Source organism: Janthinobacterium sp., from assembly GCF_031995485.1.
GTDB lineage: Bacteria > Pseudomonadota > Gammaproteobacteria > Burkholderiales > Burkholderiaceae_D > Janthinobacterium.
Genome location: NZ_DAMAGB010000058.1, coordinates 1 through 21112 on the forward strand (window position 1 = coordinate 1; position 21112 = coordinate 21112).

Consider the following 21112-nt stretch of genomic DNA (forward strand, 5'->3'; position numbering starts at 1 on the left):
CCTTGATGCGGGTGCTGTCGCCGACGGCAGCGGCCGGCACATTGCCCTGCTGCACGCGGATCGCCGGCGCCGCCTTCGGCAGCTGCGGCGCGACGGGAATCTGCTGCAACTGGCTGCCGGCGCCCGGTGGGTCGACTGCCCAGGCATTTTGTATCAGCAGCAGCAGGGTCAGGGGCAAAATTGGGGTCCGCAAAACTATCCTCTCGGTCGCCATCAGCAACAGCGCAGTAAAATGGGGTAAATTTATTTAAATAATTACTTCAGCATAACATTGTTGCCGAAAAGATTTATCTTTATGTGAGAAATCTGTGGCTGTTTGACTTCATATTTCCTATGACTTCAGTCAATTAAAATCACTTGTGCATGAAATACAATTACTTTTTGACCGAGCGCTCTCCAGCTACGGCGCATCAGTGTGCGCGACCCGCATTTTTCCAGGCAAAGACCGCATGGCGTTTATTTTTTGCGCATTGGCTGAAAATAAAACATGGTTTTGCAAACCCCGTTGAAATCAATTCCTGACATAGTTAATAATGATGTCATTTAAATCATTAAATTAAAGCGTGATCATTTCGCCAAAATTGAAAATTAAAATATTGAATTCAATCTTTTTCCCCAGTCCAAACCCCGTTCTTCCCTTATGCCGGTGGAATGAAAAAAGGCGGAACCGCAGTTCCGCCTTTCTTGTTTACGGCGCCACGCCCCGCATCATGGCAAGCCCACCGGCAGTTCCGGATATTCCTGCGACAAGGCATATTTGACGCCACCAACGCTGACCGTATAGTTGGCCGGCCCTGAAATCGGCAGGCGGTAGTTGAGGGTCAGCGCCACCGAGCCGCCCGGCGCCAGCGATTGCCAGGCGGGCAGCGTGAAGCGGGCGCGGTTGTAGTTTTTGGCAAAGCCGCCGATATTGTTCGGCCCCGCATAGCCGGCGTCGATTACCGTCAACCCGAAGCCGGACTGGTCGCTCATGTCGGACGGCGCCGAGACGGGATAGTCGAATTCCACCACGGTGCCGCCAGGCAGGGTCGAGGCCGAGTTGTTTTTCACCGTCATGACCGGGTTGATGGGGAAGTTGCTGTCGCCCAGTTTCCAGCCGCCCAGTGTGATGCCGATGTTGGCGATGGTTCCCGGCATGGCGATCTCGGCGCGCTTGTTGCCATATGGGCCGGCCGTGCGGAAGGCCTGGTACAGCACCTCGGTCAGGGTGGTGCCCATGAAGTACTCGCCCTTGCCGCCGTTGCGCGTGGCGTCCCAGGCATAGTCGCCCGCCATTTCCCAGATCATCACGCCGCCGATCTGGTTGTTGACGATGTATTGGGCCTTGGCGCCGATCGACTGCGTGGTCTCGGTCGACAGGAAGACTTTCTTGGTGGCGTTCCACAGCCACGGCGCTGCCATGGTGCTGCTGTAGAACGGCGCATAGGCGCCCACCAGGGTCTTGTCGGTCACCTTGTAGGCATCGAGATAGCTGGGCACGATGGCGTTCTGCAGGTTCATCGCATGCCAGATCGGATTGCCGCCGCCCGGCGTCGGGTTGCCCTGCGTATCGAGGTCATGCCACACATTGTCAATGCCGGTCGCACCCATGCCGCAGGTCTTGACACCGGCGCAGGTGACGGTGGAACTGGTCAGCGCCGTCGTGCCCCACAGGCCATTGGTGCCGCCCGTGACATCCTTCCAGCCGCGCGTGTAGAACGGCACGCCGATATTGATGCGCCCCGCCTGCAGCGCGCCGCGGTAATAGCGGTAGGCCCAGTCGGTATTGAGGTAGCCGATATTCTGGAACTGGTAGGCGTTGCCGGCCCGCAGTTCGCCGTCGTTGCCGTCATCAAACAGCGCCGCATTCGGCCCCACGTACTGGTTCCAGGCGCCGTGCAGGTCATAGGTCATCAGGCTGGCGTAATCGAGGTACTGCAGTCCCGACATGTTCTCCTCGCCGCGCAGCACCCAGCCCGAGGCGGAACCGGCGATTGTCAGCAGGTAGTATTTATTGTCCTGCACCGCCGCCTGGTCCAGCTTCTGGCGCAGCACTTTCAGCAGTACGTTATAGCTCGTCATCAGCCCGGCCAGGCGCGGTTTCGATACGCCGAAATCGTTGGGATTGCCCGCCTCGTTGTTGGTGGTCGGATGCTCGTAATCGACATCGACGCCGTCGAAGAACTGGTACTGGCGCACGAAGGCAACCATCGAGTCGGCCAGCGTATTGATGCCGGCCGTATTGACGCTGCCGTCCGCATTGGTGGTGGCCGTATAGAAGCCGCCGCTGCCGGCCCAGCCGCCCACGGATATCATCAGCTTCACGCCCGGATGCTTTTTCTTGTACTGCGACAGCAGGTTGAAGTGCCCCTTGTACGGCAGGGACGGGTCCATGGCGGCGGCCGGTACATTGGGCCAGGCCAGGCCCGTGTCGGGATTGGCGGCGCCGCTGCCGATGGCGATCTTCGAGGTGGCCGGATCGACGCTGGCGAACGCATAGTTCAGGTGGGTGATCTTGTCCCACGGCAGGTTGTTGACCAGGTAGGCGGGACTGCCATCGACACCCGTGCGCCAGCTGGCGAAGTAGCCGACGATGCGCCGGTTCAGGCCATTGGCCAGCACCTCGCGGCCATGGTCGTCGTACACCTTGCAATAGGGTACGTTCGGCACGGGCGAGATCAGGCCGTCGGGACGGCATGGCGTGGGAGTCGGGGTTGGCGTTGGTGTCGGCGTTGGTGTCGGTGTCGGTGTCGGTGTCGGTGTCGGTGTCGGTGTCGGCGTCTCCGTCACCGCCCATGGTCCCCAGGTATCGGTGGTGCTGGGGGGATTGCCCTGGGTCCACCACTTGGCCTTGTAGGTCACGCCCTGGTACAGCACGCACTGGCCGCCCGTATAGGCGGTCGCCGCGTTCCACAGCGAGCACGATTCGGTGGCGGCCAGCAAAGCGGCCGGACTGGCCGTGGTGGGGTCCTGGCCGCCGCCGCAGGCGAGCAGCGCACCGCTCAGCAGGGCCATCAATAATGCATTCGATTTCATGTGTGTCTGTCTCCATGATGGTGTTCCGGCATCGATGCCGGAGGTGGTGGCTGGCCTCCCGGGACGCTCTTGCCGGCGGTGATCCCTGGCCACGCTGTGCTGCTACTGCAACTTCACTTTCCAGTTCGCTTCCACGCACTTGACGTAGTTGCCCGCGATCAGGGCGCTGTACGGCGTCTGGTAGCTGACCAGCTGGCACCGGTTCTCGCCGCCCGCGCTCCAGTTCTTTTCCCAGTAGATGCCGTAGGAGGCAGAGCTGGCCGGCGTGAAGCGCTGCATGGTGGCGCACGACAGCTGTTCGCCGGCATGATCCCAGCCCAGGTCGGCGGCAAACTGTTTGTAGTAGTCGATACGGTTTTGCGCGGCCTGCTTCTCGGTGCCCTGCCCGCATTCGGCATTGATGATCATGATGGTGGTGGCAAAATTATTGCCGGCGCCGGCCGCCACGTCGGCCGCATTCGGCGTCCAGGTGCCGTCGAGCACGTGCAGCATCGACGGTTTCGGCGGCTGGGGATAGACAAAGAAAAACGTGGCCGAGGCCAGGTTCAGCCAGGTCGACGCCACCAGGTCCGGGTTCTTCAGCAGCACGGACTGGTCGCCGTCATGCATGGCTTGCGAAAACGGGCCGTAGTTGTAGTTATAGGACAGCTGCTTGGCGCCGCGGCCGAAGTATTTCTTGTAGCTGCCGTCGGCGTTGGTACCGCAGGTCCAGACGGTATTGAAGACAGGATCGGCGCACTCGATGTTGTAGCCGCAGCCGGCGCCCGTTTCGTCGCAGCCGAGTTCGCGCAGGTATTTCAGGCCCTGGCGCCACTGCGGCAGCGGGCTGCTGGCGTTATGGTCGCCCGTCTCCTGCCCGAAGTGGGCAAACATGGTGGCCAGGCTGTGGCGGCAGATGGCGTCCGCATTGCGCCCGTCGCTGTAATCGTCGCAAACGGCCGGGAACTTGGCCACCGCCTGCAGGAAACGGCGGTAGGTATAGCTGGCGTCGCGGGCGGCAAAATAATAGTCCCATTTGGCGGCGGGCAGCAGGCGCTCGACCCGCTTGACATTGAGCGGATTGCCGGCCAGGCCAGGCTGCACGGCGTCGACCGCGCCGTTGGGCAGGGTGCGGATCGACGCCTTGACCTTGCGGAAAAAATCGTTGTCGGTCAGCGCCGCTTCAACCGCTTCGGCCTGCGCTCTGGTGGGGACGCCCGGCGTCGGTGTCGGCGTGGGGGTTGGTGTGGGCGTCGGCGTGGGCGTGCCGGTATCGAGCGCCCACGCCCCCCACGGGTCGCCGCCTGGCGCCGCGCCCTGCACCCACCATTTGGCACGGTACACTTTGCCCTCATGGACCACGCACTGCCCTGCCGTATAGACGGCGCTGGCGCTCCAGGCCGTGCACTGGTCGGCGGCGATGCTGGCCGCCAGCAAGGCCGGCGGCGTGCCGGTGGTAGTGGTGGTGGTGGCGCCGCCGCAGCCGAGCAGCGCGCTGCCCAGCAAGCCCATCATCCATGGCGTGGCCGTCTTCCGTGGGTGCCTGTTCTTCATTGCGTCTCCTTGAGTAGCGCATGCTGCATGGCTGAAGATCGTTGCGGAAAGCGCTGCGCGCAGGCGGCCTTCTGCAGGAAGAATGCGGGGCAGTTAATTGGTAGTCAAGTGGTTTTATAAAACAGTGTTTTTATTAATACCAGTTACCGGTGCACCTTCAGCGGCAGGTAATACCGCATGGGGGTGGCGTGGCAAGTGGTATCAGGCAAGCGGCAGGCCGGAAAACAGGACAATGCCCATCCGGCCCGCGCCGTCAGTCAACTTCGTACCGCACCGCATGCGCTTCCTGCGGCAAGGCAATCTCCCAGTTCCACAGCATGGCCTGCAGCTTCTTGTTGCTCAACGAGGTGTCGCGCTGGCCATTGCGGCGCAGCAGCTCGCGGCGCGGCTGCTCCAGGTACACCAGTTCCACCTGCGCGTGGTACTGATACAGCAGGTTCAGCGTCTTTTCGCGCATCAGCTTTGACAGATGCGTGGCGTTCCACACGAACGGTTCATGCCTGCGCAGCAGCTCGCGCGCCCGTTCCTCCGCATAGTCGCCCACCTGCCCTTCGTTCTTGCCGTGGCGCAGGCCCAGCGCCTGGCGCGCATCGTCGAACGACACCACCGGCAGGCGCGGATGATGCTGCTCGACCCAGGTATTCTTGCCCGACGCGGGCAGGCCCGACATGACGATCACGCGCGAACCGGGCTCCTGGTACAGCGCATAATCGGGATGCACGTCGGCGCCGCGAAAATACTTCACGCGCGTGTGGTCGTCGGCAAATGCGCGCCGCTGGCCATAGCAGCCCTCCTCGCGCGCCAGCTCGCGAAACAGCTCGATGGCGTCGAGCACGCGCTGCGGATCGGGACAGATGCGGCCACGGATATCGGCTTCGGCCAGCATCGCCAGCAACGCAATATCGACCTGCCACGACAGCTCGCGCACGGTAAATTCGGGCGTCACGCCGCGGCGCGAAGCCTCCAGCGCAAAGAACGGCACCTGGTGCACATGGATCAAGCGGCAGACCGCTTCGCGCACGGCAAACGGCACCGCATAATCCCACAAGGCGATGCGCGCATCGAGCGCGCCCTTGCGCGAGTGGCCGGGCTGGCCGATGGCGCCCGTAACAGGGTCGATCACGGTGGTGCTGCACTTGGCCACGTCGTGCAGCAGCGCGGCCAGGAAAACGATTTCCTGCTGTTCGCGCGAGAGCCCGGCATATGCCGGCATGGCCAGCAAGCTTTCGACCACCATCATGGTGTGCGTCCAGACATCGCCTTCGGCGTGGTAGACGGGATGCTGCGGCGTGCTCTTCGCCAGTTCCAGTTGCGGAAAGGCGGCCAGGCAGGCGGCGAAATCGGGCTGCCTTCCCGGCAGCGGCGCCAGCTGGCGCAGTGTGTCCCAGTTCATCGGGTACTCCCTTTTTTCATCAGTTGGGCCAGCTCGTCGGGCGAGCGGCAGGTATGCAGGCCCAGGTCCTGCCAGGTGACCAGCGGCTGCGGCGCGTACAGGTCCACGCCGGGCGCCAGCTGGTTGGCGATCAAGGGCCGCGCCGCATGGTGCGAACCGCTGTCGAGGATGGTTTGCGTAAAATCGGGCCGCACCAGCTTGTAGCGCGCCAGCACCTGTTCGTCATCTTCGACTTTCAGGTACAGCCCTTCGGACAGGTCGGATTTGTCGGTCTGCTGCCAGCACAGGGCCAAAGGCAAGCGTTCGCGCGCCACCACGGCCTCGAAGGCATCGCGCCACAGCTGCGACTTGGCCAGCGAATGGCGCAGCAACTGCCACAGCTGCTTCGGCGTGGACGGCATCGCGCCCGCATACAACACCGGCACCGACAAGACGGGAGAACCGGCCAGCAGCGCATGGCGGCGCGCCGTCGATAAAAATAGCTGCGTGCGGCGGCAGTAGATATCGAACTCGTTGAAATAATGGGGCAGGCAGTCGTAGAACACCGAGTGCTTGCTGTAGGCCCATTCGCCGAACAGCACGTACTGGTCTTCCAGCAGCGCCAGCAAGGCGTGTTCGTGCGCATGCGCCCACGGTTTGAACAGGTTGAACTGGCGTTCGCTGCCGCCGCCCGCCAGGTAATGGCCGCGCGACTGCAGCAGCACCTCGCCCGCCTCGCTGAACGAGACGGCCGCATTGGCGCCATCGATTTTTTCTTCGATCACGACGTAGCTGCCGGCCAGGCGTTTCAACGGCATCTGGTCGGAAGCATCGTCGCCGGGCTGCAGGCGCGAGCCTTCCAGGTGCGGCGTACGCGGGTATTTGAATAACGGTAAAGATTGTAGAAACATGGCGTCACGCGCCCCGTTCACCAGGGCGCGTCCAGACAGGGTCAGGGGTGCTGACGACGAGGCCGGGCGTGGACAGTCAAGGCGGGTGCCTTGACAACGTGTGCGGGTGTTCCGGAATAAGTGCCGCAGCAATCGGGGGCGTCAACGCGCCGGCGATGCTGCAGAATGCAGTTCGTCAGCGTTAGCAGGTGATGGCGAATTGGCGAGGCACTTTTGGCTCCAGTAAGGAAGAGGTTCTTGAAAGAAGCTGCAATATAACGGCATTGCCGCCGTATTGCAAGCTTCTGTATGGCACGCAGCGGCAGGCGGCTACTTCTTGCCCAGTCGCGTAATCAGGCTGGAGGTATCGTAACGGTTGCCGCCGGCCTGCTGCACTTCGCCGTAGAACTGGTCGGTCAGCGTGGTGACGGGCAGCTCGCTGCCATTGCGTTTGGCCTCGGCCAGGCAGATCCCCAGGTCCTTGCGCATCAGGTCGACGGCAAAGCCGAAATCGAATTTGCGCTCGATCATGGTCTTGCCGCGGTTTTCCAGCTGCCACGATTGCGCCGCGCCCTTGGCGATCACATCCACCACCAGCGCCGCGTCCAGCCCCGCATTCTCGGCAAACGCAATGCCTTCGCTCAGTGCCTGCACCAGGCCCGCGATGCAAATCTGGTTGACCATCTTGGTCAGCTGGCCCGAGCCCGATTGCCCCATATGGGTGACGGCGCGCGCGAACAGCGTGATCACGCTTTCCGCGCGCGCATACGCTTCGGCGTCGCCCCCCACCATCACCGTCAGCTTGCCGTTTTCGGCGCCCGCCTGGCCGCCCGAGACGGGCGCGTCGAGAAAGAACACGCCCTGCTCTTTTGCCGCCGCATGGATGGTGCGCGCCGCTTCGGCGGATGCCGTCGTATGGTCGATCAGGATGCTGCCCGGCGCCATCGCCGACAGCAGGCCGCCCTCCTCCAGGATCACCTGGTACAAATCGTTGTCGTTGCCGATGCAGGTAAACACGAACTCGGCGCCTGCGGCAGCTTCGGCTGGCGTGGCTGCGCTGCTGCCCTGGTGCCGTTCCAGCCAGGCAGCGGCGCGTGCCGGATTGCGGTTGTAGACGGTGACGTCATGCCCGCCCGCCGCCAGATGGCCAGCCATGGGAAACCCCATGACGCCCAAGCCGATGAATGCCACTTTTGCCATTTGTCCGTCTCCTGGTGATTGATATTGGAAGCTGCTGCCTGTTGCAAAATTCGTCGCTGGCGGGCGCGTCACACGAGCGTGCGCAAGCCCTCCACCAGCGCCGCGCATTCCTGCGGATTGCCGATGCTGATGCGCAGGTACTGGCTGATGCGCAGCGCATTGAAGTGACGCACGATCACCGAGCGCGCGCGCAGGCCGGCCGCCAGCTGCGCCGCATCGTGCCGCGGATGGCGCGCAAACACGAAGTTGGCCACCGATGGCAGCACCTCGAAACCGAGCTCGCTCAAATCCGCCGCCAGCTGCGTGCGGCTGGCGATCACGGCCTGCCGCGTCTGCTGGAAATACGCTTCGTCGCGGAACGACGCCACCGCGCCGGCCAGCGCCAGGCGGTCCAGCGGATAGGAATTGAAGCTGTTCTTGACGCGCTCGAGCGCTTCGATCAGGTCCGGGTGGCCGATGGCGAAACCGACGCGCAGGCCAGCCAGCGAACGCGATTTCGACAGCGTTTGCACCACCAGCAGGTTCGGATACTGCTTTACCAGCGCAATCGCGCTTTCGCCGCCGAAATCCACATATGCCTCGTCGACCACCACCACTGCGTCGGGGTGGGCGCGCAGCATCGCCTCCACGCCAGCCAGCGGCAGGTCGACGCCGGTCGGCGCGTTCGGATTCGGGAAGATGATGGCGCCGCAAGGGCCCGTGTAGTCTTCCGGACGGATGCGCATCGTGTCGTCCAGCGGCACGGTGCGGTAGTCGATGCCATACAGCTTGCAGTAGACCGGATAGAAGCTGTAGCTGATGTCCGGGAACAGCAGCGGCGCGTCGTGCTTCAGAAGGGCCATGAAGGCCAGCGCCAGCACCTCGTCGGAGCCGTTGCCGACAAATACTTCGGCGCTGCTCACGCCGTGGTAATCGGCCAGGGTCTGTTTCAGTTCGCTGGCGGTGGGATCGGGGTACAGGCGCAGCGCGTCGCCGGCGGCTTCGTTCAGGGCGGCGATCACCTGTGGCGAGGGGCCGTACGGGTTTTCATTGGTGTTCAGTTTGATCAGGCCGGGCAGTTTCGGCTGCTCGCCGGGAACGTAAGGGGTCAGCTGGGTGACGATGGAACTCCAGAATTGGCTCATTGCTTGTGCTTTTGCTTGTGGTCGAGAGGGATGGGAACTGTTGGTAGATTACCATAGTGGGTAGGTGGGATTAGCGCGTAGCGCGCAATCCGACATATTGTGGGCGTTTGCTTGGGTGCTGGCAAAACCCGCCTTGCGCTGGCGCGCTTTGGGCGGGTTCAAATGTTAATGGATGATTCGGATGCGTGGATACCGTAGGTCGGATTAGCGCGTAGCGCGTAATCCGACATATTGCTGGCGTTTGCTTGGGGGGCTGGCAAAACCCGCCTTGCGCTGGCGCGCTTTGGGCGGGTTTTAAAACCTTGAATGGGCGATTCGGAGAGGGCTGGGCGAATACGCCCAGCCCTTCGAATCCCACGCGCACGCCCCGCAGGGGGCGTGCTCCTCACCGCCGGCACAAATAAAAAAAGCTCCCTTGCGGGAGCTTCTTTTATTTGTTCTGGCGGAGAGGGTGGGATTCGAACCCACGGTACGATTTAACGTACGCTTGATTTCGAGTCAAGTACATTCGACCACTCTGCCACCTCTCCATTTACTGCGGTCTTTTCACCCAAACTGATGCAGCCGTTTGAGCGAGGCGCTATTTTAGCATGGGATGCCCGCTTGTAAAAGACTTTTCATCCCGGACCGTTTACTTACTGAGGCCACTTCATCTCGCCCTTGATCACCTTCGCGCTCAGCTCCAGCGACGGCACCGCGCCGAGGGCCGGATAGCGCTGTTTCATGGCGCCGGTCAGGGCGGTGGAATCGGCCGCCCTGGCCGCCTCCTGCTCGAACGCGCGCACATAACCGGCCGTGAAAGTGACCGCCTGCAGTCCCTTTGGCGCTGTGCCCAGGTAGTGGCCCGGCACCACGGTCGCCGGCTTGAGCGAGGCGATATCTTTCAGGGCGGCCAGCCAGTGCTGGCGCGACGCGCGCGTTTGCGTATCGGCGATCCAGACATGCGTGCCGCTGTTGACCAGCACCCCGCCGGCCACCGTTTTCAGCGACGGGATCCACACGTACGTGCGATCCGGGCTGGCGCCATGCAGGCCGCGGATCTCGATCTTTTTGCCTTCCAGGTCCAGGCTGTCGCCTTTCAAGACCGCCGGCAGCACCAGCGCTTTCGGCGCGTTGTCCTTCAGGATCGGCCCCCAGTAGGCCAGCTTGCCGTCCATCTGCGCCTTGATGATGGCCACGGTTTCCTTGCTGGCGACGATGGCGGCATCGGGAAAGGCGGCGCGGATCACGTCGAGGCCGAAATAGAAATCGGGGTCGGCCTGGCTGACGTAGACGGTGGTCAGCTGCTTGCCGCTGGCCTGGATCTTTGCCACCAGCGCTTCGGCGTGATTGCGCTGGAACTGCGCGTCGATCAGCACCGCCTCCTTGTCGCCATAGACGATTTCGGACGAGACGGGAAAGATCGCCTTCTCGCCCGGGTTGTAGACCTCGAGCGTCAACGGTGCGGCAAACGCTGCGGTGGTGGCGCCGAACAGCGCGGCGGCGGACAGGGTATGGAGGAAGGTCGAGCGCGACATGGTGCATCCTTGGAAGCTGTGATTGATATATGAAGCATACAGCGGACGAATCGAATGAAAAATACGGTAATCTGCAACACTTCATTTCTTATTCCGGACGAATCATGGACCGTATCATTGCCGCGCAGGTGTTTGTCGCCATTACGGAGCAAGGCAGCCTGGTGGGCGCGGCCAACCTGCTCGACATGTCGCGCGCGATGGTGACGCGCTACCTGGCGCAGATGGAGCAGTGGTCGGGCGCGCGCCTGCTGCACCGGACCACGCGCAAGTTGAGCCTGACAGCGGCCGGCGAAGCGACCCTGCTGCGCTGCCGCGAGCTGCTGCAGCTGTGCGAGCAGATGCCGCTGGCAGCCGACGCGCAGGCCGACCAGCCGCGCGGCATGCTGCGCATCGCCTGTTCGCAGTCGCTGGCGCAATCAAGGCTGGCGGCCGCCGTGGCGCAATTCACGCAGCGCTATCCGCTGACGCAAATCGATCTGCAGATCGGCAATACCAATGTCAATCTGGTCGAGGAGCGCATCGACCTGGCCATCCGCGTCACCAACCAGCTGGACCCGAACCTGATCGCGCGCCGGCTGGGCAGCTGTGCGTCGGTGGTGTGCGCGTCGCCGGCTTATCTGGCGGCGCACGGAACGCCTTCTCATGCATCGGAACTGACTTCCCACAATTGCCTGACTTACCGGTATTTCGGCAAGAGTTTGTGGGAATTTGAGGGCGTTTCTGATGGCCTGCCATTGGCGGTGCCGGTCAATGGCAGCATCAGCGCGAATGAGTCGGTGGTCTTGATGCAGGCGGCGCTGGCGGGGGCGGGGATTACGCTGCAGCCGGCGTGGTCGGTTTCTGCGCTGATCGAGAGCGGGGAGCTGGTTGCTCTGCTGCCTGGGTATCGGGCGAAGGAGATGGGGGTTTATGGCGTGTATGGGTCGAGGAGGCAGATGGGGGTGACGCTGAGGGAGATGGTGGGGTTTTTGGGGGAGTGGTTTGGGAGTGAGACCCGGAGTTGAAATCGCCTTGCGCTGCGCGCTTTGGGCTGGCATTAAAACCTGAACAGACGCGCAGCTCGGATTAGCGCGCAAGCGCGTAATCCGACGACTTTGTTGGCGTATTACCCGCCTTGCGCTGGCGCGCTTTGGGCGGGGTTTGAAATCTTCAATGGGCGATTCGTAGGTCGAATTAGCGCGCAAGCGCGTAATCCGACGACTTTGTTGGCGTGTAACCCGCCTTGGGCTGGCGCGCTTTGGGCGGGGTTTGAAACCCTTTAATGGACGATTCGGGGAGGGCTGGGCGGGTACGCCCAGCCCTTCGAATCCCACGCGCACGCCCCGCAGGGGGCGTGCTCCTCCCCGCCGCCACAAATAAAAAAAGCTCCCTTGCGGGAGCTTCTCTTATTTGTTCTGGCGGAGAGGGTGGGATTCGAACCCACGGTACGATTTAACGTACGCTTGATTTCGAGTCAAGTACATTCGACCACTCTGCCACCTCTCCAAGTACTGCTTTGCTGTTGCGGTCTTTTCCCGCATCGCTGCGAGAAGGCAACATTATAGCAGCACGCCGGAAAAAGAAAAGCGCTATTTTTTACGCTTTCAGGTGCGTCAGGCCACCCATGTATGGGCGCAGCACCGGCGGGATCTCGACGCTGCCGTCGGCTTGCTGGTAGTTTTCCAGCACGGCCACCAAGGTGCGGCCCACGGCCAGGCCGGAGCCGTTCAGGGTGTGGGCCAGTTCCGGCTTGCCGGCGGCGTTGCGGAAACGCGCCTGCATGCGGCGTGCCTGGAATGCTTCCGTGTTCGACAGGGACGAGATTTCGCGGTAGGTGTTCTGCGCCGGCAGCCACACTTCCAGGTCGTAGGTCTTGGCAGCGGTAAAACCCATGTCGCCGGTGCACAGCGACATCACGCGGTACGGCAGGCCCAGGCGCTGCAAAATGGTTTCGGCGTGGCCGACCATTTCGTCGAGCACCGCATACGAGGTGTCCGGGTGCACCACCTGCACCATCTCGACCTTGTCGAACTGGTGCTGGCGGATCATGCCGCGCGTGTCGCGGCCATAGCTGCCCGCTTCGGAGCGGAAGCATGGCGTATGCGCCGTCATTTTCAGTGGCAGCTGGTCGAGCGGCAGGATGTCGTCGCGCGCGATATTGGTCAGCGTGACTTCCGAGGTCGGGATCAGGTAGAAGGTCTCGCCCTCGCCTTCCACGCCGCCTTTTTTCACCGAGAACAGGTCGGCTTCGAATTTCGGCAGCTGGCCGGTGCCGCGCAGCGAATCGGCGTTGACCATGTACGGGGTATAGCATTCGGTGTAGCCATGCTCGTCGACGTGCGTGTTGAGCATGAACTGCGCCAGCGCGCGATGCAGGCGGGCGATGCCGCCCTTCATGACGGAAAAGCGCGAGCCGGTCAGCTTGGTGGCCACTTCAAAATCGAGGCCCAGCGCGGCGCCGACATCGACGTGATCCTTGACTTCGAAATCGAAGCTGCGTGGCGTGCCGACCTTGCGTACTTCCACGTTGCCCGCTTCGTCTTCGCCGACCGGCGCCGATTCGTGCGGCAGGTTCGGTACGGCCATGATGAAGTCGCTCAGCCTGGCCTGCACCTGCGCCAGCGCCAGTTCATCGGCTTTCAGTTCGTCGCCCAGGCCAGCCACTTGCGCCATCACGGCCGAGGTGTCTTCGCCCTTGCCCTTCAACATGCCGATCTGCTTGGACAGCGCATTGCGCTTGCCCTGCAATTCTTCGGTGCGTGTCTGGATCGCCTTGCGCTCGGCTTCGAGGGCGGTAAAACCTGCCACGTCGAGCTGGAATTTGCGCGTCGCCAGGCGGGCGGCAACAGTGGCGATGTCTTTGCGGAGTAATTGGATATCTATCATGGGTGCGTGGCGGTGCCGATGTATCGAAAGCACTCATTGTACCAAGACCCGTTCACTTCATTATGAGTTTTGCACATGCACGGCCATCGTCATGGCGCACCTGGCGAACCCTCCGGTTCAGGCGATTCAGATAAAGGCAGCTTTCTCGGCGGCGGTCAGGCGGCGGGCGCTGACGGTCACCACGGGCATCGCGGTGTCGGCTGCCCGGGCCACCAGGGCCGTGTCGGCGCTGACGGTCACGGCGCGGGTGTCGGCGGTGGCAAAGCTGGAACCGATGGCCAGGACGGCGGCGGCGACAAAGGCGATTTCCATGTTTTTCAGTGCGTTCATGATGTGGCTCCTGGTGGGGTGGGTGGTTGTCAAGTGCTGCTGGTATGGTGGTACTTTAGCCAGCGGCACCGTCGAACACCACCGGATTGCGACCAGCGGCGAAAAACGCGGAGCCAACGGTGAAAAACGGCGACTGAAGCGAAAAGGCGCCCTACGAGGCGTCCTTGACCAGGCCACCCAGGCGGGCAATCGCCTGTTCGATGCGCGGCGTCCAGGCATTGCCGCAATTGAGGCGCAGGTAATTGCCGAACTTGCCCGACGCGGAAAACAGCTGGCCGGGCATAAAGGCGACGCCGGCCGCAATGGCTTTGCCGTGCAGCGCCAGCGCATCGACCTGCACCGGCATCTCGACCCACAGCACGAAGCCGCCCTGCGGCTCGGACAGCCGGCACTCGGCCGGAAAGCTGGCCGCCACCGCATCGGACATGTGCGCGATGCGCTGCACCAAGGTGCGCCGCATCTTGCGCAGCTGCTGGTCGTAGCTGCCGCCCTCCAGAAAATCGGCCAGCACGGCCTGGAAGAAATGGCTGGTGGCGCCGCTCGACACGGTTTTCAGCAGGGCCACTTCCTGCGCAAAGCGCCCGGCCAGCACATAGCCGACGCGCGAGGCGGGCGTGACGGCCTTGGAAAACGACGAGCACAGCAGCACATTGCCGCTGGTGTCCCACGCTTTCACGGGCCAGGGCCGCTGCTGTGCAAAGCACAGGTCGCCATACACGTCGTCTTCCACCAGCGGAATATCGAACTGCGACAACAGACCGGCCAGGCGCTGCTTGTGCGCGTCCGGCATCACGCAGCCCAGCGGATTGTTCGCGTTCGGCACAAACAGGCAGGCCTGCACCAGCCCCGCGCGCATGGCCAGCTCCAGCGCGTCGAGCGACGGCCCCGTCTTCGGGTCGGTGGGAATTTCCAGCGCCTTCATGCCCAGGCTTTCGATCATCTGCAGCAGCACGAAATAGGTAGCCGACTCGATGGCGATGGTGTCGCCCGGCTTCGCCACGGCGCGCAGGCACAGGCTGATCGCTTCGGTGCAGGAATTGGTGACGACGATCTCGTCCGGCTCCAGCTTGCCCCAGTCCAGCGCGCGGCGCGTCACCTGGCGCAGGAAATTGCCTTCGCTGCTGTCATGGCAGCTGACCCTGCTGAGGAGCGCCGGCTCGCGCCGCGCCACCGCGCTGATGGTGCGCTGCATGCGCTTGATGGGCAGGATTTCATCGGGCGGCCAGGCCGTGCCCAGCTGCACGATATTGGCTGCTTCATTGTCTTTCAGCACGCGCATCAGCAGGTTGTTGATGCCGACAAACGCTGGCGCCTTCAGATGCTGGGCGTCTGCACTGCACGGCCGGCGCGGCGCGCGGTGGCGCACGAAGTAACCGGACTGCGGCCGCGCATCGACCTGGCCGCGGTCTTCCATCAGGCGCAGGGCCTGCATCACGGTGCTGATGGACAGGCGCTTTTGCTGCGCCAGGTGGCGGATCGACGGCAGCCGCTCGCCGGGCGCAAACACGCGCGTGTCGATCAGCGCACCGAGTTCGTTGGCCAGGTGTTCGTACAGATTGGTGTGCATGAGTTGATTCCTTCCACGCGCCAGTATGCGGCGGCGGCGCCGGGCTGGCACAGATACAGTTGCCGCATTTTTTGACAAGCACAGTGTAGCGGCAAGCGCACTGTATCGATGACAATTTCGGTTTATTGCATCTGTTCCGGTTCACCGTGCGCGCTTAAGCTGTTCCTGTCTGCACACCAGGAGGACAGCATGGCCACCGAACACGATCTGCACAGCAACCGCCCCTTGCGGCTGGAACACGCCAGCGCGCACGTCATCGAATGCGTGGCAGGCCGTGCGTGGATCACGGCGTATGCCAGGTTCAACGACACCGTGCTGCAGGCGGGCCAGCGCTACACCATCCCGAATGACGGCCTGGTGCTGGTGGAAGCGGTAGGGAGCGGCCGCATCCGCGTGCACGCGGCCGCGCCCCGGCATGCCCGCTGGAGTTTGCCCATTTTATCGACGACAAGGATTACATGACTTCTTCTTTACTGCGCGTGCTGGTCACGGGCGCGGCCGGCGTGATCGGCACCGTTTTCTGGAACAGCCGGCACGGGGAATTCTCCCTGCGCCTGGCCGACCTGCATGCCGCCAGGCTGGCGCAAGCGCCCTGCCCCGTGCTCCGTCTCGATGTCGGCGACTATGCGGCCTGCCTGGCCGCCTGTGCGGACATCGACGTGGTGCTGCACCTGGCTGGCGTGCCGCATGCCAGTGCCGATTTCGATACGCAATTGCTGCAGCCGAATATCGTCGGCACCCACAATATTTTCCGCGCCGCGCAGGCGCAGGGCGTCAAGCGCGTGATATTCGCCAGCAGCGCGCAAGCGGTGGAAGGCTATGCGTCCGACGTGCAGGTGCACGAGCATATGCCGGCGCGGCCCGCCAATATGTATGGCGCCAGCAAGGCGTTTGGCGAAGGGGTGGCGTCGGCGTTTGCGCATCAACATGGCATGACGGCGATTGCCGTGCGTATCGCCAATGTGGCGCAGTTTGCGCACGGACAGCGGCACAGCGCGCGCGATATTGCCGCCTTTGTCAGCGAGCGCGACGTGGTGCAGCTGCTGGCCTGCTGCATCACGGCGCAGGTACCGCCCGGTTATCATGTGGTGCATGGGGTGTCGGACAACCGTTATAAACGGCTGTCGATCGATGCGACGCGCAAGCTGGTGGGGTATGCGCCGCAGGATGACGGTTTCATGCTGCTGGGACTGTAAGGTCAGTCCTTGCCTGCGTCCTTATCCCACTTCCTGAGCACGGCAAGCTTCTCGGCGATCTTGATTTCCAGCCCCCTTGGCACGGGCTGATACCAGCCCGGCTCGCCTATGCCGTCAGGCAGATACGTTTCACCTGCAGCATAGGCATTCGGTTCGTCATGCGCATAGCGGTACTCATGCCCATAGCCCAGCTCTTTCATCAGCTTGGTCGGCGCATTGCGCAAGTGCACCGGCACCTCGCGGCTCTTGTCTTTCTTTACAAACGCCCTGGCCTGGTTGTAGGCGTTGTAGCCGGCATTGCTTTTGGCGGCGATGGCCAGGTAGATGACTGCCTGGCCCAGCGCCAGCTCGCCTTCCGGACTGCCCAGGCGCTCGTAGGTCAATGCCGCGTCGTTGGCAATCTGCATGGCTCTCGGGTCGGCCAGGCCGATGTCTTCCCACGCCATGCGCACGATGCGCCGGGACAGGTAGCGGGGGTCCGCCCCGCCATCGAGCATCCTGGTCAGCCAGTACAGCGCCGCATCGGGATGGGAGCCGCGTACCGACTTGTGCAGGGCAGAAATCTGGTCATAGAAGTTGTCGCCGCCCTTGTCGAAACGCCGGCTGTTCAGGGTCAGGGCGTTTTGCAGAAAGTCCGCCGTGACCAGTGCGATGCCGGAAGTTTTGGCTGCCGTATGGGACTGTTCCAGCAGGTTCAGGAAGCGCCGGGCGTCACCGTCCGCATAGCCGATGATGGTGTCGACCGCCTGGTCCTCGAACGCCAGTTCGCCCAGTGCGCCTTCATCCTGCACGCGCTTGAGCAGCAGCCTCAGCTCTTCATCGGTCAGCGACTTCAGCACATACACCTGGGCGCGCGACAACAGAGCGGAATTGACTTCAAATGAAGGATTCTCGGTGGTTGCGCCAATAAAGGTCACCAGGCCGCTTTCCGCATAAGGCAGCAGCGCATCCTGTTGCGACTTGTTGAAACGGTGAATTTCGTCCACGAACAGAATCGTGTGCTTGCCCATGGCCAGGTTCTGCTCGGCCTGCTCCATCGAGGCGCGAATATCCTTGACGCCGGAAAACACGGCCGACAGGGCGATGAACTCGCACTTGAAGGCCGAGGCGGTCAGGCGCGCCAGCGTGGTCTTGCCGACGCCGGGTGGGCCCCAGAAGATCATCGAGTGGGGCTGGCCCGACTGGAATGCCAGCCTCAAGGGCTTGCCCTCTCCCAGCAGGTGCGACTGGCCGACCACTTCGTCGAGCGTCTTGGGGCGCAGCGCTTCAGCGAGCGGCGCCACGGGTTTTTGCGAGAACAGATCCGCCATGACAATGTCCATTAAAAAATGCAAAAGCCCCGCATCGCTGCGAGGCCGGTCAGGAAGGTTGCGTCAAAAAATCAGTTATTGATGACGTCCGCGCCCTTGGGCATCACGAATTTGAAGTGATTGGCCGCCAGGGACGGATTCTTCTGGAAGTTCTTGAACGACAGCAGCGAAGTCTGGCCGAACGAGTCGCGCAGCTCCATCGCTTCGGGCACGCCGTTGCGCAGGCCGATATTGATTTCGTCGAATGTGGTGTCCTTGGCTTTCGGCGTCGCTTTCAGCCATTCCAGGCCGTCGCGCGTGCCCGCTTCGGCCAGGGTGAAATTCTTTTCCAGGTCGTTGCTGCCGAACAGGATGGCGGCCGGCGACGAACCGAGCGCGTCACCGAGTTTCTTGACGGTGACCTGGCTCAGGTCCTTGTCGTAGATATACAGCTGCTCGCCATCGGCCTGCAGCAGTTGCTCGTACGGTTTCAGGTAGGTCCAGATGAACTTGCCTGGACGGGCAAATTCAAAGGTGCCGCTGGCTGGGGTCGAAACCTTGGCCTTGCCGCCCGCGTCCGCCTTTTTCACTTGCCGCTGCACGAACTCGCCCTTGGCCGACTTGGTGCCGGCGGCAAAGGTCTTGAATTGCTCCAGCGCGCTGGCCGAGGCGCTGGCCGCGAACAGCAGGCTGCAGGCGACGCTGGTGGCGCCGATGATGAATTGTGTTGCGATAGTCTGTTTGCTCATTCTTCTTATCCTGGTTCGGCACTGGCCGCCGGCACCAGGATTTCCCGGTTGCCATTGGACTGCATGGTTGAGACAACTCCGCTCTGCTCCATCTGTTCGAGCAGGCGGGCCGCGCGGTTGTAGCCGATGCGCAGATGGCGCTGCACCAGCGAAATCGAGGCGCGGCGGTTTTTCAGGACGACTTGCACGGCCTGGTCGTACAGGGCATCGGCCTCGCCGCCGCCCTCGCCCGGCGCGCCGCCGGCCTCGCCGCCTTCGCCTTCCAGGGTGCCGCCTTCGAGGATGCCCTCGATATAGTTCGGCTCGCCCTGCAGCTTCAGGTGGCTGACCACGCGGTGCACCTCTTCATCGGACACGAACGCGCCGTGCACGCGCATCGGCAGGCCGGTGCCGGGCGGCATATACAGCATGTCGCCCATGCCCAGCAGCGTTTCCGCGCCCATTTGGTCGAGAATGGTGCGCGAGTCGATCTTCGAGGACACCTGGAACGCGATACGGGTCGGAATATTCGCCTTGATCAGACCGGTGATCACGTCTACAGATGGGCGCTGCGTCGCCAGAATCAAGTGCAAACCGGCAGCGCGCGCCTTTTGCGCGATACGGGCGATCAGTTCCTCGACTTTCTTGCCCACCACCATCATCAGGTCGGCCAGCTCGTCGATGATGATGACGATGGTCGGCAGTTTTTCCAGCGGCTCCGGCGAATCCGGCGTCAGGCTGAACGGATTCGGGATATGTTCCTCGCGCTTGGCGGCCTCGGCAATTTTGGTGTTGTAGCCGGCCAGGTTACGCACGCCCATCTTGCTCATCAGCTTGTAGCGGCGTTCCATCTCGTTTACGGCCCAGTTCAGCGCATGGCCGGCCTGGCGCATGTCGGTGACGACTGGCGCCAGCAGATGCGGAATGCCTTCGTAGACCGACATTTCCAGCATCTTCGGATCGATCAGGATCAGGCGCACGTCGAGCGGATCGGACTTGTACAGCAGCGACAGGATGGTCGCGTTGATGCCCACCGATTTGCCGGAACCGGTGGTACCGGCCACCAGCAGGTGCGGCATCTTGGCGAGATCCGCCACCACCGGCTTGCCGGCGATATCCTTGCCCAGCGCAATCGTCAGGCTCGATACGCCATCGTTGTAGACCTTGGAGCCGAGAATTTCCGTCAGGCGCACGATCTGGCGCTTGCTGTTCGGCAGTTCCAGCGCCATGTAGTTTTTGCCAGGAATCGTTTCCACCACGCGGATGGAGGTCAGCGACAGCGAACGGGCCAGGTCGCGCGCCAGCCCCACGATCTGGCTGCCCTTGACACCGGTGGCCGGTTCGATCTCGTAGCGCGTGACGACCGGGCCGGGGTAAGCGGCCACGACCTTGGCATCGACGCCAAAGTCCGACAATTTCTTTTCGATCAGGCGGCTGGTAAATTCCAGTGTTTCCACCGACACGGTTTCGACCACGGCCGGCGCTTCGTCGAGCAGGGACAGCGGCGGCAGCCTGCCATCGCTCGGGCCTGCGAACAGGTGCGCCTGGCGTTCCTTTTCCACGCGCTCGGATTTGACCACCGCAACCACCTGCGGCTCGATCTTGACCGGCGGCGCGGCCACGTGTTTTTCCACATGCTTGGCGCGTTCGATGACAACCACTTCTTCGCGGCGCACGGCGGCCACTTCGCCCTGGCGGCGGTCTTCGCGGTCGCGGTAGCGCAGCACGAACCAGTTGAAGCTGTCTTCGATGGCCGCGCCGATGCGCTCGGCCACCTGCAGCCAGGAGACATGGAAGAACAGCGAAAAGCCCAGCGCGAACAGCAGCAGCAACAGCAGGGTCGCGCCCGTAAAACCGAATGCCACATGGCTGGAATGGCCGACCAGCTGGCCCAGCACGCCGCCGGGTTCGCGCGGCAATTGCACATGCAGGCTTTTCGCCATGCGCAGGTATTCCAGGCCCATGCTGCCGATCAGCATGATGGAAAAGCCGACGATGCGGATCAGCATCTCGATATGGTGTTCGCGTTCCACCTCTTCTTCCTGCTCCAGCAGGAAACGGTTGCTGAGCCGGCGATAGCCATTCCACACCGTGCGCAGCAGCCACACGCACCACCACCAGGCGGAAAAGCCGAAGATATACAGCAGCAGGTCGGACAGGGTCGCGCCCAGCTTGCCGCCCAGGTTGGCCACCTTGTCGACATTGGTCGCATGCGACCAGCCCGGATCGAGTTTGTTGAAGCTGGCCAAGATCAGCACGAAATACAGCGCAAACGCGGCAAACGCGAACCAGCGCGCTTCCGACAGCAACCGTACCAGCCGGTTCGGCAGCGGCCGGCGCACGACCGGCTTGCGGGTGTAACTATTCTGGTTGGCCTGGGCTGATTTAGTCATTCTGGGATGCGCTGCACGGTGATATGCGTTCAATAAGTGTTTCTGTAAGGGAATATCCCATCATAAGCTGGTATTCTAAGCCATATATGGTGC

The 21112-nt window shown here is 62.6% G+C and carries 16 protein-coding genes, 2 tRNA genes and 1 pseudogene; 3 read left to right on the plus strand and 16 right to left on the minus strand.

All coding sequences use genetic code 11. The features are described from left to right. The 9 genes and pseudogenes from RTQ46_RS24175 to RTQ46_RS24215 all read right to left on the minus strand — a co-directional run. A pseudogene (locus tag RTQ46_RS24175) lies at nt 1–193 on the minus strand (ShlB/FhaC/HecB family hemolysin secretion/activation protein); the annotation flags it as partial. Nucleotides 194–708: 515 nt separating this feature from the next. Continuing rightward, complete coding sequence (locus RTQ46_RS24180) at nt 709–3015, minus strand: chitinase C-terminal domain-containing protein (RefSeq protein ID WP_312440145.1); 2307 nt, start codon at nt 3013–3015, stop codon at nt 709–711. Nucleotides 3016–3117: 102 nt separating this feature from the next. Beyond that, complete coding sequence (locus RTQ46_RS24185) at nt 3118–4548, minus strand: glycoside hydrolase family 19 protein (protein ID WP_312440146.1); 1431 nt, start codon at nt 4546–4548, stop codon at nt 3118–3120. A 253-nt stretch (nt 4549–4801) separates the two neighbouring features. After that, complete coding sequence (locus RTQ46_RS24190) at nt 4802–5941, minus strand: AAA family ATPase (protein WP_312440147.1); 1140 nt, start codon at nt 5939–5941, stop codon at nt 4802–4804. Then, nucleotides 5938–6831, minus strand: a complete 894-nt coding sequence (locus tag RTQ46_RS24195; protein WP_312440148.1) for an RNA ligase family protein — start codon at nt 6829–6831, stop codon at nt 5938–5940. The genes RTQ46_RS24190 and RTQ46_RS24195 overlap by 4 nt, the downstream gene beginning before the upstream one ends. 309 nt (nt 6832–7140) lie before the next feature. After that, complete coding sequence (locus RTQ46_RS24200) at nt 7141–8010, minus strand: NAD(P)-dependent oxidoreductase (RefSeq protein WP_312440149.1); 870 nt, start codon at nt 8008–8010, stop codon at nt 7141–7143. 68 nt (nt 8011–8078) lie between these two features. Further along, nucleotides 8079–9134, minus strand: coding sequence for a histidinol-phosphate transaminase (gene hisC, locus RTQ46_RS24205; protein ID WP_312440150.1), 1056 nt, complete (start codon nt 9132–9134; stop codon nt 8079–8081). 440 nt (nt 9135–9574) lie between these two features. Continuing rightward, a tRNA-Ser gene (locus tag RTQ46_RS24210) sits at nt 9575–9664 on the minus strand. Nucleotides 9665–9769: 105 nt separating this feature from the next. Next, nucleotides 9770–10651, minus strand: coding sequence for an MBL fold metallo-hydrolase (locus tag RTQ46_RS24215; RefSeq protein WP_312440151.1), 882 nt, complete (start codon nt 10649–10651; stop codon nt 9770–9772). A gap of 104 nt (nt 10652–10755) precedes the next feature. On the opposite strand from RTQ46_RS24215, the gene RTQ46_RS24220 reads away from it, so the two are divergent. Further along, the gene (locus RTQ46_RS24220) at nt 10756–11655 is read left to right on the plus strand and encodes a LysR family transcriptional regulator (protein ID WP_312440152.1); all 900 of its coding nucleotides are present in this window, start codon (nt 10756–10758) and stop codon (nt 11653–11655) included. Between the two features lie 391 nt (nt 11656–12046). Here the strand turns inward: RTQ46_RS24220 and RTQ46_RS24225 are convergent. The 4 genes from RTQ46_RS24225 to RTQ46_RS24240 all read right to left on the minus strand — a co-directional run bounded on the left by RTQ46_RS24225 (nt 12047) and on the right by RTQ46_RS24240 (nt 15413). Next, nucleotides 12047–12136, minus strand: a tRNA-Ser gene (locus RTQ46_RS24225). Between the two features lie 90 nt (nt 12137–12226). Beyond that, nucleotides 12227–13516 carry a serine--tRNA ligase gene (gene serS / locus RTQ46_RS24230; RefSeq protein ID WP_312440153.1) on the minus strand — a complete coding sequence of 430 codons (1290 nt, stop codon included), beginning with the start codon at nt 13514–13516 and terminating at the stop codon, nt 12227–12229. Between the two features lie 126 nt (nt 13517–13642). Continuing rightward, a complete protein-coding gene (locus RTQ46_RS24235; RefSeq protein ID WP_312440154.1) occupies nt 13643–13846 on the minus strand; it encodes a hypothetical protein in 204 nt (67 codons plus the stop codon). A 151-nt stretch (nt 13847–13997) separates the two neighbouring features. Continuing rightward, a complete protein-coding gene (locus RTQ46_RS24240; RefSeq protein ID WP_312440155.1) occupies nt 13998–15413 on the minus strand; it encodes a PLP-dependent aminotransferase family protein in 1416 nt (471 codons plus the stop codon). Nucleotides 15414–15602: 189 nt separating this feature from the next. Here RTQ46_RS24240 and RTQ46_RS24245 point away from each other — a divergent pair, with 189 nt between their 5' ends. Further along, nucleotides 15603–15875: a DUF2917 domain-containing protein gene (locus tag RTQ46_RS24245; protein ID WP_312440156.1), complete on the plus strand. Its 273-nt coding sequence runs from the start codon at nt 15603–15605 to the stop codon at nt 15873–15875. Beyond that, nucleotides 15872–16609: an NAD(P)-dependent oxidoreductase gene (locus RTQ46_RS24250; RefSeq protein ID WP_312440157.1), complete on the plus strand. Its 738-nt coding sequence runs from the start codon at nt 15872–15874 to the stop codon at nt 16607–16609. The genes RTQ46_RS24245 and RTQ46_RS24250 overlap by 4 nt, the downstream gene beginning before the upstream one ends. Nucleotides 16610–16611: 2 nt before the next feature. Here RTQ46_RS24250 and RTQ46_RS24255 read toward each other — a convergent pair whose 3' ends face one another. From RTQ46_RS24255 to RTQ46_RS24265, 3 genes are all read right to left on the minus strand, one after another. Beyond that, entirely contained in the window at nt 16612–17919 is a 1308-nt protein-coding gene (locus RTQ46_RS24255) for a replication-associated recombination protein A (RefSeq protein WP_312440158.1), read from the minus strand. 71 nt (nt 17920–17990) lie between these two features. Continuing rightward, nucleotides 17991–18647, minus strand: coding sequence for an outer membrane lipoprotein chaperone LolA (lolA, locus tag RTQ46_RS24260; protein WP_312440159.1), 657 nt, complete (start codon nt 18645–18647; stop codon nt 17991–17993). A 5-nt stretch (nt 18648–18652) separates the two neighbouring features. Further along, nucleotides 18653–21019 (minus strand): DNA translocase FtsK 4TM domain-containing protein, encoded by a 2367-nt coding sequence (locus tag RTQ46_RS24265; protein WP_312440160.1) that lies wholly within the window; start codon nt 21017–21019, stop codon nt 18653–18655. Nucleotides 21020–21112 lie beyond the last annotated feature (93 nt).